Here is a 15,538-nt window from a genome sequence, read left to right on the forward strand (position 1 = left end):
TAAGTTCGTAACAAGAATTATATTGCTACTATCACATCAAGCAAAACGGATATAAAAATGGAAAAAAATCAACAATCTACGGCTGAACAATATTCAGAACAAATTGAACAACTGATGGAATTAGGTCGCACACAAGGTTATTTAACCTATGCAGAAATTAATGATTTATTACCAGAAGATGTCATCGACCCTGAATATTACGATAAGTTGCTACAAACGCTACAAAATGATGCAGGGATCCCCGTATTAGACGAAGCCCCAGAAAGCGATGAGATGATGTTGAATGACACCATTCCAGATGAAGATGCGGTGGAAGAGGCAACCCAAATTCTTTCAAATGTAGAATCTGAAATCGGTCGAACAACCGATCCTGTCCGTATGTATATGCGTGAAATGGGAACAGTTGATCTTCTTACTCGTGAAGATGAAATCAGCATTGCAAAACGTATTGAAGAAGGAATTGATGAAGTTCAAACATCCATTGCTGCATACCCTGAAGCCTTAAACGGATTGCTAAAAAATTATGATGATGTGGAAAAAGGAAACTTCCGTTTAGCTGACTTAATTACAGGTTTTGTCGATCCAAATGCCGAAATAGAAGAACATAATGTCATTGACGAAAACTTTTCTGAAGACGGAGAAGAATCAGAAAGTGCAGATGTTGAAGACAATGAAGATGAAGACGAAAGCGAATCAGAATCTACATCAGATTCAAGCGAATCTGATAATAGCATCGATCCAGAGGTCGCGAGAGAAAAATTCCAACAGCTAAAAGAGCAACACAGCAAAACGCTTGCTGTTATTGAAAAACATGGTCGCTCAGGAAAACGTGCCCAGGATCAAATTGCACTGCTTGGTGAAATATTTAAACAATTCCGCTTAGTACCAAAACAATTCGATTTACTCGTTTTATCAATGAAAGAAATGATGAAACGTGTGCGCTACGAAGAACGTCAATTACAAAAAATATTAGTTGATATTGCAGGAATACCAAAAGATGATTTTGAAAAACTCATTACGACTAATGGCAGCAATACTGAATGGGTACAAAAAGCCTTAAAATCAAGCAAACCATGGGCAAAACGCTTACCAAAATATGAAGAACGTATTCTTGAGGCATTAAACAACTTAGCTAACATTGAAGAAAATACGAAACTTACCATTACCCAAATGCGTGATATTTGTGATGCGGTAGCTAGAGGTGAACAAAAAGCTCGTCGCGCTAAAAAAGAAATGGTAGAAGCTAACTTACGTTTAGTAATTTCCATCGCGAAAAAATATACGAACCGCGGTTTACAATTCCTAGACTTAATTCAAGAAGGGAATATTGGTTTAATGAAAGCGGTAGATAAATTTGAGTATCGCCGTGGTTATAAATTCTCTACATATGCTACTTGGTGGATTCGCCAAGCCATTACGCGCTCTATTGCGGATCAAGCTCGCACAATCCGTATTCCGGTACATATGATTGAAACAATCAATAAACTTAACCGCATTTCTCGCCAGTTATTACAAGAAATGGGACGTGAAGCAACGCCAGAAGAATTAGCTGAACGTATGGGAATGCCGGAAGATAAAATCCGTAAAGTATTGAAAATTGCAAAAGAGCCAATTTCTATGGAAACGCCTATCGGTGATGACGATGACTCACATTTAGGTGATTTTATTGAAGATTCAACCTTAGAACTTCCTTTAGATTCAGCAACAGCACAAAGTTTAAGAGTCGCGACCCATGAAGTTCTTGAAGGCCTAACACCACGAGAAGCAAAAGTATTGCGCATGCGTTTTGGTATAGATATGAATACCGACCATACGCTTGAAGAAGTGGGTAAACAATTCGATGTCACACGTGAACGTATTCGTCAAATTGAAGCAAAAGCGTTACGTAAATTACGTCATCCGAGCCGATCAGAAACATTAAGAAGTTTCCTTGACGACTAAACGTTACAAATAAAAAGGAGCTATAGCTCCTTTTTTATTACGTTAAACTAATAATAAAAAACCCGATCTAAGACCGGGTTTTATTTTGCCTATCTGACAAATTATTCTGCAACAACGATTACATCTAATGTTGCAAATACTTCACCGTGAAGTTGGAAACGAACATCGTGGTCACCAAGAGTACGGATTGGACCGTTTGGTAAACGAACTTCACTTTTCGCAATTTTAACGCCTGCTGCAGTTACTGCTTCTGCCACATCACGAGTAGTGATTGCGCCGAATAAACGACCTTCATCACCTGCTTTAGATGCAATAGTCACAGAACCTAATGCAGTAACTTCTGCTGCACGAGCTTGAGCTGCTGCAAGATTTGCTGCTGCTGCGGCTTCTAATTCTGCACGACGTGCTTCAAAGTGTTCAATGTTAGCTTTAGTTGCCATAACTGCTTTACCTTGTGGGATTAAGAAGTTACGTGCAAAACCTGATTTAACATTTACTTGATCGCCCACTTGACCTAAGTGAACAATTTTATCTAAAAGAATTACTTGCATTACCGTATCTCCTTAATTACTGATGATTGTCAGTGTATGGAAGTAACGCTAAATAGCGAGCGCGTTTGATTGCACGAGCTAATTGACGTTGGTACTTCGCACGAGTACCGGTAATACGGCTAGGTACAATTTTGCCGCTTTCTGAAATATAGTTCTTTAATGTAGCGATATCTTTGTAATCGATTTCAACAACATTTTCCGCTGTGAAACGGCAGAACTTACGACGACGGAAATAACGTGCCATTTGGCTAGTCTCCTAATCTATAAATTCGATTTGCTCGGCATGTAAAACTAATTGGCATAACCCACTTTGGGTTTTATGTGATGTAATAAATCCCACCACCAAAATTTTACTACCGACCGTAATGCTTTGAGTTTTTTCTATCAATTGATTACCACTAATTTGAACTGGCATCTTTAACCAAGCTTGACGTGTGAAACCACCTTCAATCTGATCAGAACGATGTTCTAACAAAAACTTGCAATGCTCAATTCCACTAGGGCTCTTTAATCGCTTTGGCAACTGAGAAACGACTCCCATAACCGAAAAACGATTATCAATTTTCAAATTACTCTTCAGCATCCTCAAAATCGTTGTTTTCAACTTCAGCTAAAGGTTTACGTTCTTCTTTAGCCGCTTTCATTGGGGACGCTTCTGTTACGGCGTGCTTAGTATGGATAACAAGACTGCGTAATACAGCATCGTTATAACGGAAAGTCGTTTCTAGCTCGTCGATGACTTGTTGAGGCGCTTCTACATTCATAAGCACATAATGTGCTTTGTGTAATTTATTAATTGGGTACGCTAATTGACGACGACCCCAATCTTCTAGGCGATGAACTTGACCACCAGCTTCTTTTACAGAACCGGTGTAACGTTCGATCATACCTGGTACTTGCTCGCTTTGGTCCGGATGAACCATAAACACGATTTCGTAGTGACGCATTACTGCTCCTTACGGGTTAATCAGCCTTTGACGTAGATCAGCCACCAATCTGCAAAGGCAAGGAACGAAAAATTCAATGTGGCTAAGGTTTGCGGATTATACCGATTTTTTTACGTTCCGCAACCCGTTTGAGTTCTTTTTAACCAAAAAAAAGAAGGCCGATATTGTAATAATATCGGCCTATCTCAAATCTTCTGTAATTAACGACTGCGGAAAATAATACGACCTTTACTTAAATCATAAGGGGTCATTTCTACAGTCACTTTATCCCCAGTCAAAATACGGATATAGTTTTTACGCATTTTTCCAGAAATATGCGCAGTAACCACGTGACCGTTTTCCAACTCCACGCGGAACATAGTATTCGGTAAAGTCTCTAAAATTGTGCCTTGCATCTCAATGCAATCTTCTTTCGCCATTGTATCCTCTAAAAATAATCGATTTTTTATCCGCACTTTAGGCGGAAAAGTTAAGAAAAACGGGCGGATTATAGCCGTTTTTAGCTTTCTACGAAAGAAAAAATAATATTGTTCATAAAAAACTCAAATTAGCATAAGTTAACAATGATTTACAAAGCCAAAACAAGCCCTATAATAACCGCACTTTTATAAAAAAAGATAGTATATGAATTCAAAAAAACACTTAGGTCATACGGCGCGTAAACGCTTTGGTCAAAACTTTTTACATGATACTTCTGTAATTCAAGGTATCGTGGCAGCGATTTACCCACAACCTAATCAATTCTTAGTGGAAATTGGTCCGGGACTTGGTGCATTAACAGAGCCTGTTGGTGAACTTGTCGATCATCTAACTGTGGTAGAGCTTGACCGAGACTTAGCGGAACGTTTACGTCATCATCCATTTTTACATCAGAAACTGACTGTTATTGAAACGGATGCCATGCAATTTGATTTTGGTGAGCTTTATACAAAAGAGAATTTAGCAGAAAAAGGTCAAAAATTACGTGTGTTTGGTAACTTGCCTTACAACATTTCCACCCCATTGATGTTCCACTTATTTAAGTATCATGATGTGATTCAAGATATGCACTTTATGCTGCAAAAAGAAGTGGTAAAACGCTTATGCGCAGGACCAAATAGCAAAGCTTATGGTCGTTTAACCATTATGGCGCAATATTTCTGCCAAGTGATGCCAGTACTTGAAGTGCCACCTTCTGCCTTCAAACCAGCACCGAAAGTGGATTCAGCGGTTGTGCGTTTAATTCCGCATAAGGAATTGCCGCACCCTGTAAAAGATTTATATTGGTTGAACCGTGTTTGCTCCCAAGCGTTCAATCAACGCCGTAAAACGCTGCGTAATGCACTCTCAACATTATTTTCACCTGAAAATCTGACCGCACTTGGTATTGATTTAAATGCACGTGCAGAAAATCTGGCTATCGCAGATTATGCGCGTTTAGCAAACTGGTTGGCGGATAATCCACCCGCTGATATTAATAAAGATGAAATCTTAGATTCAGAAGAGTAAAAAGAGCGGTCAAAAATGGCAACCTATTTCGTCGGTGATTTGCAAGGCTGTTATGACGAATTACAGCTTTTATTAGAACGTGTAGATTTCAATCCTACGCAAGATAAACTTTATCTTGTGGGGGATCTTGTAGCGCGTGGGGATAAATCACTTGAATGTCTTCGTTTCGTAAAATCACTTGGTAATACAGCACAAACCGTACTAGGTAATCACGATTTACATTTAATTGCGACTGCACTGGGTATTAAAAAAATAAAACCTCGTGATCGTGTTGATGCCATTTTTAATGCACCGGATTTTGATGATCTGATTCATTGGTTACGCCATCAGTCATTACTTGTCCATAATGGAGAATTAAACTTCCTGATGGCACACGCAGGTATTTCGCCTGATTGGGATTTAGAAACGGCGAAAGCTTGTGCGGCTGAAGTTGAACAGATTTTACAGCACGGCGATTTTCATTATCTTATTGAAAATATGTATTCTGAACAGCCTGATCGCTGGTCGCCAGATTTACAGGGCTTAGCACGTCATCGCTACATTATTAATGCTTTCACTCGAATGCGTTTTTGCTATTTGGATCATCGCTTTGATTTTGCTTGTAAATCTCCTTTAAAAGATGCGCCAGCGGAGCTCACACCTTGGTTTAATTTAGATAATCCACTTTATAAACAAATTCCCATTGTATTCGGACATTGGGCAAGTTTAGTGGATGAGCCGACGCCACAAGATATTTATGCGTTGGATACGGGATGCGTGTGGAATAATCGTATGACCATGTTACGTTGGGAAGATAAACAAATTTTCACGCAAAGTGCGGTCAAAAATTACAGTGATTTTTAAGGAAATGCTATGCTCTCGCTTACTGCCGAATCTTGTGAACTGTTCAATATTCCTTTCTACCAATTCGCCCAAATGAAAAAATTCTGCTCGGAAGATATTCCGGCGATTAAAGCTGATTACAAATTACATTGGGATAACTGGAAAGCGATAATTCAATCTGTTTCAGCACAACTCGGTACGCCTTTTGCAAAACCGCATATTGAAAGCTGGACCAATGGTTGGCAGGTTCGAGCACATTTCTTCGCTTATTTTAAATACGAGTTTAACCAAAATTCTGCAGCAATCTTTTCTGTGCTCTTAAATCGTCGCCGACTAAGAGTGTGCTTAGATTGGCATTGCTATCGTGCTGATCGCTCACAAATTAATGTGCAACAATATAATCAGTGGCTTGATCAATTTGATTTCAAACAATTTGCTGGTTTTGATATTTGGCGAGAAGATGAAAGTGAATATGATGATTTTCGCCAAGTAAAACAAATAACTAAAAACGATCTCATTTTACGCTCAGAAGAAGATTTTTGGTGCATAGGAAAAAGCATTGAAAAATCGGAACTCAGTCAAATAAATCCCGTATCTTTTATCACTCAAACTATTCAAGCATTAAAACCAATCTACGAATATTGCCATCAATAAAAGTGCGGTTATTTTCATGAAAGTTTTTCGCCCTGTTTAGTTGTTATGTTATCATTACATTAATTTAACATTTTTAACAATTTAAACTTTTAGGAGAGCTTATGAAAAACGTCGTGATCGTTGGCGGGGGCGCTGGCGGCATTGAATTAGCGACATTCTTAGGTGATAAATTAGGTCGAAAAAGACAAGCTAAGGTGACACTTGTGGATCGTAATGCCACTCATTTATGGAAACCCTTATTACATGAAATTGCAACGGGTGTAATGGATGATGGCACGGACTCTCTTAGCTATCGCGCACATGGTAAAAACCACCATTTTAGTTTTGAGCAAGGCTCAATCACGCGTATTAATCGTGAACAAAAATATGTTGAACTCGCCCCCGTTTATGGGCAAGAAGGCGATATGCTCGTCGTTGCTCGCCGAATTCCTTACGATTATTTAGTGGTTGCAATTGGTAGCAAATCAAATGATTTCAACACAAAGGGTGTAGCTGATAACTGTATTTTCTTAGACAGCTCAGATCAAGCGTTGCGCTTTCAGCAAAAAATGTTGGAATTATTTCTTAAATTCTCTGAAAACCGTGCTTTAGATGATATTGGTGAAGAAGAATTTAAACAGAAATTAGTCGATGAAAGCAAAGTAAATATTGCGATTGTTGGTGGTGGCGCAACCGGCGTGGAATTAACAGCTGAGCTTTATCATGCCACGGAAGATTTATCTTCTTACGGCTATGGCAAGATTGATAACTCATGTTTACAAGTCACTCTCGTTGAAGCGGGACCTCGCTTACTGCCAGCACTACCCGAAGATTTATCTGCTGCGGTATTAGACGAGTTGCAAGAAATGGGCACGAACGTAAAATTAAATACAATGATCACCGAAGCTCAACCAAATACCCTTATCACCAAAGATGGAGAAGAAATTAAGGCAGATCTCATTGTTTGGGCCGCAGGCGTTCGCACTTCAACAGTGACACAACAATTTGATGGATTAGAACTCAATCGAATCAATCAATTAGTGGTAAAAGACACGCTTCAAACAACCGTTGATGACAGTATTTTTGCCATTGGCGACTGTGCAGCATTAACACAGCCAAACGGTACATTAGTCCCGCCAAGAGCTCAAGCCGCACATCAAATGGCAAAAGCTTGTGCAAAAAATATCTTTGCACTTTTTGAGCAAAAACCATTAAAAACATTTAAATATAATGATAAAGGTACCTTGGTTTCTCTTTCGAGCTTTACTGCATTAGGCAGTATTTCGAATAAATTTGGAAAAAGTCCCCTTACCGTTCAAGGTAAATTTGCACAATTTGCCTATGTATCCTTATATAGAATGCATCAACATGCTTTACATGGTTGCATTAAAATTGGATTGATTATTCTGGTTGATAAACTTAATCGTTATTTAAAACCAAGATTAAAATTACACTAGTCGTAAAAGACAAAAGTGCGGTGAAAAATCACCGCACTTCTTATCGAAATTTAACTTCTTGTACAATTCGCTTAGCTGCAGCTATGGGCAATTGCCCGATAAAAGTAATTTCTTTTCCGCCATTCACTTCACTATAAATCGTATATGCCCCTTGTTTCCAACTATTTTCTGGCAAAACATTAGAGCCTGCATTAGAAACAAATAGTGTAAAAGTAAATAAACCATCGCTATATAGCGCACTATCTACAACTTCATTTTCTAATGTTTCTTGAGTATATCGAATTAAAGAAAAACCTTGTGGCAACCAACCTGCAGACCAAGTTATATCTGAACTTTGTTCATTTTTACTTTCTTTCAACAAAGGGGGCGTTGAGACTTTGTTAATATACTCCGTCAACCCTCTTAGTCTATCATCAATATAAAGTGTTACGACTCTGAACTGATCAAGTAATTTACCTTCACGATCAAGCATATCGCCGCGTAATAATAAACCATTTTCTTCATCTATAAACACCAAATACTGATATCGGAAATCATCTTTAGGGATAATACGAATCGTGTCAGCAAAACGACCAGCCACTCGATCTTTGCCTAGTTTTATAAAATCATAAACTAGAGAAAGCTTATCAAAATTTGCACGCACAACCGCTGGCATCGCATCAACTATATTGCCACTATTAAGCGTAAATGCTTGTGCATTTGGCTGAAAATAACTGACTAAATTATCACGTTGAATAATTTCTTGTTGACGCCCATCAAGCGTCACTAATTGCGCATAAGTTTTATTATCTTTCTTAATATGACGATAGCGAAAGGAATCCATATTTGATGGCGTTGTTTGAACAAAGGCAATTTCATAATTGAGATTATCCAATGCTTGTGTCATTTTATCTAAAGACTGCTTTGCAGAAAGATCTTCAGCAGAAGCAATGCTACTTAGTAGTAAAGAAAGAGAAAGTGCGGTGAATTTTAACGCGATTTTTTTCATAAAAATAAATTTAAAGGATAAAAATTCACCACGCTAAATAACATATTAGGTGGTGAATTAACATAAACTAACTGAACTAATCGTATTATTTCTGACTATTACTACTTACATTTAATGCATCGGCATGCATACGACGTTGTAATTCATAGTTCTGTAACATCGCACCAATACGGCGACTTTTTTGTTCAAGCTGATCTGATGTCAATGTATCTTTACTCGGCGCATTATAGCTAACCTCTTGAACCGAGTTATTAAATGGCAAGGTTTGCAACACTGGAGTCTCAGGTAAATTAGACGCATCGTTTTTATTATTGAAAGATTGAACACCAAGTACCGCCACTAAACATACACCAGCAGCAACAGCAACTTGCGTCATTGGCGCAAAGAACGCTTTTAATTTTTGCATAAATGCAGAATTATGTGCGTCTTCTAGTTCAGGTTGAGACACCGCAATGACATCGACTTTCTTCACTTCTTCAGGTTCAATTAAACCTGCCATTTTAGCGGTAAAATCAGCCCCTAGAAACAAGGAGCTTTCTTTACGCATCACTGCTCGCACAGCATGGAATGCCTGCCAAGATTCTTGTAATTCTTCGTCTTTCAATAAAGCATCTGTCAAGCCAGCCTCGACTTGTTCGCCATCCATATAGGCTGAAAGTTGCTCTTTTTGCATAGTAAACTCCGACATTTTTATTCGCGTTGCATCAGTAGCTGAATTTTATTCTCAATAATTTCCCTTGCGCGGAAAATACGAGAACGAACAGTACCAACAGGGCAATCCATAATTTCTGCAATCTCTTCATAGCTCAAACCTTCTAGCTCTCGCAAGGTGATTGCTGTTTTTAAATCTTCTGGCAAACTGTGAATCGTACTAAACACGATTCGTTCAAGTTCACTAGATAACATTTCATTTTCGGGTGTATCTACATCCCGCAAGTGCGTACCCACATCATAATTTTCAGCATCCTCAGCTAAAATATCTTCATTAGGTGGGCGGCGCCCTTGAGCCGTTAAATAATTTTTTGCCGTATTGACGGCAATTCGATAAAGCCATGTATAGAAAGCACTTTCGCCACGAAAAGATTCAATTGAGCGATAAGCCTTTATAAAGGATTCTTGCACCACATCAGGAATATCGTTACGTGATACATAGCGAGTCAAAAGTCCCGCCACTTTATTCTGATAACGAGAAACCAACAAATTGAAGGCTTTCTTATCCCCTTGCTGCACTCTTTCTACCAAAGCCTGATCTGTTAGCTGTTCAGCCATATTTCTCCTATGCCAATATCTAACACGCCTTAATATTCAAGACAGCAAGCTCTTATTGCAATCTCAGACACAAGTGTGTGAAAAAAGTTCATACGTATCTTAATAATTTTAATTAGTTGTGATTTTTTGTACGTTTTGGATATACTCCACCATAGATTGAATTTCTGAATCCGATGATTGACCACGATTAAAAAACCAAGAAAACAGCTGCAGATCTGTACTTGCTAATAAACGAATAAATATATCTTTTTTGTCATCTGTTAATTCATCAAAATGCTTCAAATAAAAAGGCATAATGATTTTATCCAACTCCAACATTCCTCGGCGGCAATCCCATTCAATACGGAGTTTATTATATTTTTCCATTTTTAATTCCTTAAATTTTAGGGGGCGATTATAGCCTAAAAAATAACAATAAAAAAAGGTTGGCATATTTACCAACCTTTATTTTTCAATTTCATTATTTATTCTTTAATAAGTCACGAATTTCTGTGAGCAAATCTTCCGATGTAGGACCTGCTTTTTTCTCTTCTGGTTTTCTCACTTTATTAAGTGCCTTAATCATCATAAAGATTGCAAAAGCAATAATAATGAAATCAATCACATTCTGAATAAACACACCGTAGTTTAAAGTAACAGCTGGAACATCGCCCTGTGCTTGAGCTAATACAAATTTCATATCTTTGAAATCAATGCCACCCGTTAAAATACCAAGAACAGGCATAAAAATATCACTAACAAGTGAACTTACGATCTTACCAAACGCACCACCGATAATCACACCGACAGCCATATCTACAACATTACCGCGCATTGCAAATTCGCGAAATTCTTTAATAAAACTCATAATAATTTTTCCTTTAGAGATTGAATAAAAAGAGCGACGATTATAATGAGCCGCTCTTAAAAGTAAATAAATCGTTAAATGAAGAATGCACTTGGCTGGAACAATTTTTCAATTTCAGGCACATTCTTCTTATCACTCAAATAAATCACCACATGATCGCCTTCTTCAATCACAACTTGGCGTCGTGCAACAATTACATCATTACCGCGCAATAAGGCACCAATAATAGTCCCCATAGGCAAACGCAGCTCACCAATTTTGCGCCCGACCACATTGGAGGTGCTTTCATCACCATGCGCGACAATTTCAATAGCCTCAGCAATACCATGTCGTAATGTAGCCACATTTTTCACATCCCCTTTACGAACATGACCAAGCAAAGCAGAAATTGTTGCTTGCTGCGGTGAAACCACAATATCAATACTTCCACCTTGAATCAGGTTTATATAAGCAATACGTTGAATCAGCACCATTGCTTTCTTGGCGCCCAAACGTTTTGCCAATAAAGCGGACATAATATTCGCTTCATCATCACTACTCAATGAAAGGAACACATCGACATTTTCAATATGCTCTTCAAACAATAAATTTTGATCAGACGCATCACCATAAAAAACCAAGGTTTTTGAAAGTTTTTCAGCTAGCAAATTAGCCCTTTCCTCATCACGCTCAATTAATTTTACAGTACAGACATTTTCTAAACATTTCGCTACGCCAGCGGCAACATTTCCGCCCCCAACAATCATTACACGTTTATAAGGTTTTTCTAAACGTTGAAGTTCACTCATTACTGCTTTTATGTGCTCAGTTGCGCAAATAAAAGTAATTTCATCACCGGCTTCAACAATAGTAGAACCCTGCGGACGAATCGGTTTGCCGTTACGCAAAATAGACATAATACGACAATCAATATGTGGCATATGTTCACGAAATGCGGAAAGCGCATATCCAACCAAAGGACCACCATAATAAGCTCTTACCACAACCATACTAATACGATTATTAGCAAAATGGGCAACTTGTAATGCCCCTGGATAAGCAATTAAGCGTGTAATTTCATCTGTTACAAGATTTTCAGGCGAAATTAAATGATCAATAGGTATATTTTCATTGTTGAACAACTTGTCTTTTTCACGTAAATATTCTGAATTACGGATACGTGCAATTCGCGTTGGCGTATTAAATAATGTATAGCCCATTTGGCAAGCGACCATATTGATTTCATCGGAGGCTGTCACGGCAACCATTAAATCGGCATCGGCCGCACCTGCATCACGAAGCACTTTTGGTGATGATGGCGAGCCTTGCACCACACGCAAATCATGCTTTTCTTGTAAAGCTTGTAACTGTGGAGACTCGTTATCAACGAGTGTGATATCGTTATCTTCACTAACCAAATTTTCGGCAAGCGTTGTTCCTACCTGACCTGCACCCAAAATGATGATTTTCATTATCGCCCTCCCTTATGATGCTCGTTTAAGCAATTTCGCATAATAGAACCCATCACCACTATTTGGTTGCGGAATGAATTGAAAACCCACCGCACTTTTATCATCACTAAAAGGTAATGACAATAACTCCGCATCTGCGTGAGCATTTAAAAATGCTTGGATTTGTTCGCAATTTTCTTCTGGCAATACAGAACAAGTAGCATAAAGCAAAACACCATTTGGCTTCAATTTTTCCCAAAGCGCACTCAGAATTTTCTTCTGTAATTCAACAAGCTGAGCGATATCGGTTTCTTTACGTAACCATTTTATATCGGGGTGGCGTCGAATCACCCCTGTTGCAGAACAAGGCGCATCAAGTAAAATTCGGTCAAATTTCACCGCACTTTTACCGATTTCAGCTAACCATTCGTCAGGTTTACTCGCATCACCACACACCACTATCGCTTGCTGATTTAAACGTGCAAGATTTTCTTCTACTCGTTTTAAGCGATGAGATTCTACATCTAATGCAATCACATTAGCTTGAGGTGCCAGTTCTAAAATATGAGTCGTTTTACCGCCCGGTGCCGCGCAAGCATCGAGGATCCATTCCTCATTTTTTGGCTCAAGCAACGTTGCAGCCCACTGTGCACTCAAATCTTGTACCGTAACCGCCCCTTCTTCAAAGTGCGGTAATTTTTGCACAGCAATCGGTATATCTAAACATAGCGCATTAGGATGGTGACTTGTTTTTGCAGAAATACCTTGTTCTTCAAGTAAAGTGCGGTAAGTTTCGAGGGAGTTTTTTTGTGAATTCACACGTAGCCACATTGGTGGTTTCTGATTGTTCTCCTCAATGATCTCTCTCCAATTCGGATAAGCTTTTTTTAATTTATTCACGAACCATTCAGAGTGAAGCGTTTGCCAATTTTTATCGATAATTGCCAAAATTTCATCTTGCTCACGTAAAAATCTACGCAGAACCGCATTCACTAATCCTCTAAAACTATCAGATTTTAATGATTTTGTTGCGTTCACAACTTCATCAACTGCCGCATGAGCAGGCACTCGCATATAAAGCAATTGGTATAACCCTACAAGTAACAGGCAATGAACAATGCGAGTTTTACCTTTAAGCGGTTTATCCACAAGACGTTTGATAATTTGCTCTAAGCGAGGCAACACTCGACACACGCCAAAACAAATTTCTTGTAGTAAGGGCAAATCTTGAGCTTTTACAGAAAGTTGCACTTCTGGGATTAACGCCGACAAGGATTTGCCTTCATCCAATACTTGCAAAATTAAGTTTGCTGCAATAGCCCTGGTCGAAAGTGCGGTCATTTTTACTGAATTTCTTACTTTGATAGTTTTAGAAGAAAATTTTTTCATTATACAAGCGCCTTACCAATAGTAAACCATTCTGCACGGCCATTTAATAAATCTTGTGCAGACATAGGCTTTTTACCTGCAGGTTGTAATTGCAATAAGTTTAAGACGCCATCGACAGTCGCAATTTGAATGCCATTTTTATCCGCACTTAAAATAGTTCCCGCAGGTTTATCTTGATGAGGCAACACTTCCGCTTGATACACTTTTAAAGTTTGTGCATTGCCATCCTTGTCTTCTGTTGAAAAATAGGCAATTGGCCAAGGATTAAAAGCGCGGATATTACGCTCAAGTTGCACTGCAGGAAGTGACCAATCTAATTGTGCCTCTTCTTTGGAAAGTTTTTCTGCATAATTACTTTGGCTGCCATCTTGTTTTTCCGCTATAAATTTACTGTTTTCAAGATTATCTAAAACATCGATTAATACTGATGGAGCAAGCTCTGCCAGTTTGTTATAAAGACTCGTTGAAGTTTCAGTCGGTAAAATATCACAATAGACTTTATGTAACATATCGCCTGTATCTAAACCTTCATCCATTTGCATAATGGTTACACCCGTTTGTACATCGCCAGCCCAAATTGAACGCTGAATTGGTGCTGCACCTCGCCAACGTGGAAGAATAGAACCATGCACATTCAAACAACCTAAACGAGGGGCATCTAATACAGCTTTCGGTAAAATTAATCCATAAGCGACAACAACCATTACATCTGCATTTAACGCTTTTAATTCGGACTGAGCCTCTTCTTTACGTAAGGATTTAGGTTGATAAACGGGAATGTTATTTTGCTCAGCAAGTTGCTTTACAGGACTTGCTTGCAATTTCTTACCGCGACCAGCTGGTTTATCAGATTGCGTATAAACAGCGATCACATTATGTTGAGAATTTAGAATGGCTTGTAAATGCTGTGCAGCAAAATCTGGCGTACCAGCAAAAATAATATTAAGTGATTTCATAATGTTCTACGTTATGGTAATTGATAGGAAGTAGGGTGGGCTTAAGCCCACCGTTTTTTGAAATGATTGGTGGGCTAAAGCCCACCCTACGTTTTAGCTTTTCGCAATCTGCTTCTTGTATTTAATCAACTTTTCTTTAATGCGCTGGCGTTTAAGTGGAGAAAGATAATCAACAAATAAAATTCCATTAAGATGATCGATCTCGTGTTGAATACAGATCGCAAGCAAACCATCAGCATCTAAAGTAAATTCTTTACCATCACGATCTAACGCTCTCACTGTCACTTTTTCTTTACGAGGAACCAACGCACGGAACCCTGGAATGGATAAACACCCCTCTTCAATTCCCGTTTCGCCTTCAGAAGCCAAAATTTCAGGGTTAATCAAAACAAACTGATTCTGTTTATCGCCTTCAACATCAATAGTAATAATACGTTGCAAAATATCTACTTGAGGTGCAGCTAAACCAATACCTTTCTCTTGATACATCGTATCAAACATATCATCAACAATTTTACGAATTGCATCATTAACTTCAGTAACAGGCTCACAGACAACCTTTAAGTGATCATCAGGATAAATTAATACATTAAGTGCGGTCATAATTTCTCTTGTTTTTAAGGGTAGAATTTTAGCGGGATTATAGCACAGCTAATAAAACATTTATAGGAATGTGACTTCATATGAGTTGAAAAATCACTTACTTATTGAAAATTAAAATTAGACTCTTATTTGATTAAATAATGAGTAAATTCCCAAAAGCTAAAACCCCATATCTTTCGACACGGGGTTCTTCTGTTTTTATTTAACTTAGATAAGC

General features: G+C 38.4%; 19 protein-coding genes. 5 read left to right on the forward strand and 14 right to left on the reverse strand.

Features of this window, described 5'->3' with window-relative positions:
- Nucleotides 1-57: 57 nt before the first annotated feature.
- Nucleotides 58-1,941 (forward strand): RNA polymerase sigma factor RpoD, encoded by a 1,884-nt coding sequence (gene rpoD / locus GG9_RS05880; RefSeq protein WP_005630859.1) that lies wholly within the window; start codon nucleotides 58-60, stop codon nucleotides 1,939-1,941.
- Nucleotides 1,942-2,042: 101 nt separating this feature from the next.
- Here the strand turns inward: rpoD and rplI are convergent, their stop codons facing one another.
- From rplI to infA, 5 genes are all read right to left on the reverse strand, one after another.
- The gene (gene rplI, locus GG9_RS05875; RefSeq protein WP_005627626.1) at nucleotides 2,043-2,492 is read right to left on the reverse strand and encodes a 50S ribosomal protein L9; all 450 of its coding nucleotides are present in this window, start codon (nucleotides 2,490-2,492) and stop codon (nucleotides 2,043-2,045) included.
- Nucleotides 2,493-2,508: 16 nt separating this feature from the next.
- Nucleotides 2,509-2,736 (reverse strand): 30S ribosomal protein S18, encoded by a 228-nt coding sequence (gene rpsR / locus GG9_RS05870; RefSeq protein ID WP_005598105.1) that lies wholly within the window; start codon nucleotides 2,734-2,736, stop codon nucleotides 2,509-2,511.
- A 12-nt stretch (nucleotides 2,737-2,748) separates the two neighbouring features.
- Nucleotides 2,749-3,075, reverse strand: a complete 327-nt coding sequence (gene priB, locus GG9_RS05865; RefSeq protein WP_005630861.1) for a primosomal replication protein N — start codon at nucleotides 3,073-3,075, stop codon at nucleotides 2,749-2,751.
- Entirely contained in the window at nucleotides 3,062-3,439 is a 378-nt protein-coding gene (rpsF, locus tag GG9_RS05860; RefSeq protein ID WP_005627620.1) for a 30S ribosomal protein S6, read from the reverse strand. The genes priB and rpsF overlap by 14 nt, the downstream gene beginning before the upstream one ends.
- 200 nt (nucleotides 3,440-3,639) lie before the next feature.
- A complete protein-coding gene (infA, locus tag GG9_RS05855; protein WP_005627617.1) occupies nucleotides 3,640-3,858 on the reverse strand; it encodes a translation initiation factor IF-1 in 219 nt (72 codons plus the stop codon).
- Nucleotides 3,859-4,063: 205 nt separating this feature from the next.
- On the opposite strand from infA, the gene rsmA reads away from it, so the two are divergent.
- The 4 genes from rsmA (at nucleotide 4,064) to GG9_RS05835 (ending at nucleotide 7,839) form a co-directional block, all read left to right on the forward strand.
- A complete protein-coding gene (gene rsmA, locus GG9_RS05850) occupies nucleotides 4,064-4,927 on the forward strand; it encodes a 16S rRNA (adenine(1518)-N(6)/adenine(1519)-N(6))-dimethyltransferase RsmA (protein ID WP_005630864.1) in 864 nt (287 codons plus the stop codon).
- A 15-nt stretch (nucleotides 4,928-4,942) separates the two neighbouring features.
- Complete coding sequence (gene apaH, locus GG9_RS05845; protein WP_005630867.1) at nucleotides 4,943-5,770, forward strand: bis(5'-nucleosyl)-tetraphosphatase (symmetrical) ApaH; 828 nt, start codon at nucleotides 4,943-4,945, stop codon at nucleotides 5,768-5,770.
- 9 nt (nucleotides 5,771-5,779) lie between these two features.
- Nucleotides 5,780-6,403: a glucose-6-phosphate 1-dehydrogenase family protein gene (locus GG9_RS05840; protein WP_005630869.1), complete on the forward strand. Its 624-nt coding sequence runs from the start codon at nucleotides 5,780-5,782 to the stop codon at nucleotides 6,401-6,403.
- Nucleotides 6,404-6,504: 101 nt separating this feature from the next.
- Complete coding sequence (locus GG9_RS05835; RefSeq protein WP_005630872.1) at nucleotides 6,505-7,839, forward strand: NAD(P)/FAD-dependent oxidoreductase; 1,335 nt, start codon at nucleotides 6,505-6,507, stop codon at nucleotides 7,837-7,839.
- A gap of 40 nt (nucleotides 7,840-7,879) precedes the next feature.
- Here GG9_RS05835 and rseB read toward each other — a convergent pair whose 3' ends face one another.
- From rseB to def, 9 genes are all read right to left on the reverse strand, one after another.
- On the reverse strand, nucleotides 7,880-8,827 hold the full coding sequence (rseB, locus tag GG9_RS05830; RefSeq protein WP_005630875.1) for a sigma-E factor regulatory protein RseB: 948 nt from the start codon (nucleotides 8,825-8,827) through the stop codon (nucleotides 7,880-7,882).
- 85 nt (nucleotides 8,828-8,912) lie between these two features.
- Nucleotides 8,913-9,500, reverse strand: a complete 588-nt coding sequence (locus GG9_RS05825) for a sigma-E factor negative regulatory protein (protein ID WP_005630878.1) — start codon at nucleotides 9,498-9,500, stop codon at nucleotides 8,913-8,915.
- 17 nt (nucleotides 9,501-9,517) lie between these two features.
- On the reverse strand, nucleotides 9,518-10,096 hold the full coding sequence (gene rpoE, locus GG9_RS05820; RefSeq protein ID WP_005630881.1) for an RNA polymerase sigma factor RpoE: 579 nt from the start codon (nucleotides 10,094-10,096) through the stop codon (nucleotides 9,518-9,520).
- Nucleotides 10,097-10,204: 108 nt separating this feature from the next.
- Complete coding sequence (locus GG9_RS0108590) at nucleotides 10,205-10,462, reverse strand: FAD assembly factor SdhE (protein WP_005643996.1); 258 nt, start codon at nucleotides 10,460-10,462, stop codon at nucleotides 10,205-10,207.
- Nucleotides 10,463-10,556: 94 nt separating this feature from the next.
- Nucleotides 10,557-10,943 carry a large-conductance mechanosensitive channel protein MscL gene (gene mscL, locus GG9_RS05815; protein ID WP_005630888.1) on the reverse strand — a complete coding sequence of 129 codons (387 nt, stop codon included), beginning with the start codon at nucleotides 10,941-10,943 and terminating at the stop codon, nucleotides 10,557-10,559.
- 74 nt (nucleotides 10,944-11,017) lie between these two features.
- Entirely contained in the window at nucleotides 11,018-12,394 is a 1,377-nt protein-coding gene (trkA, locus tag GG9_RS05810) for a Trk system potassium transporter TrkA (protein WP_005630890.1), read from the reverse strand.
- A 12-nt stretch (nucleotides 12,395-12,406) separates the two neighbouring features.
- Entirely contained in the window at nucleotides 12,407-13,762 is a 1,356-nt protein-coding gene (gene rsmB, locus GG9_RS05805) for a 16S rRNA (cytosine(967)-C(5))-methyltransferase RsmB (protein ID WP_005630893.1), read from the reverse strand.
- Nucleotides 13,762-14,718, reverse strand: coding sequence for a methionyl-tRNA formyltransferase (gene fmt, locus GG9_RS05800; RefSeq protein ID WP_005630896.1), 957 nt, complete (start codon nucleotides 14,716-14,718; stop codon nucleotides 13,762-13,764). Before fmt ends, rsmB begins: the two co-directional genes overlap by 1 nt.
- Before the next feature lie 93 nt (nucleotides 14,719-14,811).
- Complete coding sequence (gene def / locus GG9_RS05795) at nucleotides 14,812-15,321, reverse strand: peptide deformylase (protein ID WP_005630900.1); 510 nt, start codon at nucleotides 15,319-15,321, stop codon at nucleotides 14,812-14,814.
- Between the last annotated feature and the right edge of the window lie 217 nt (nucleotides 15,322-15,538).

Source organism: Haemophilus haemolyticus M19501 (assembly GCF_000222025.1).
GTDB lineage: Bacteria > Pseudomonadota > Gammaproteobacteria > Enterobacterales > Pasteurellaceae > Haemophilus > Haemophilus haemolyticus_G.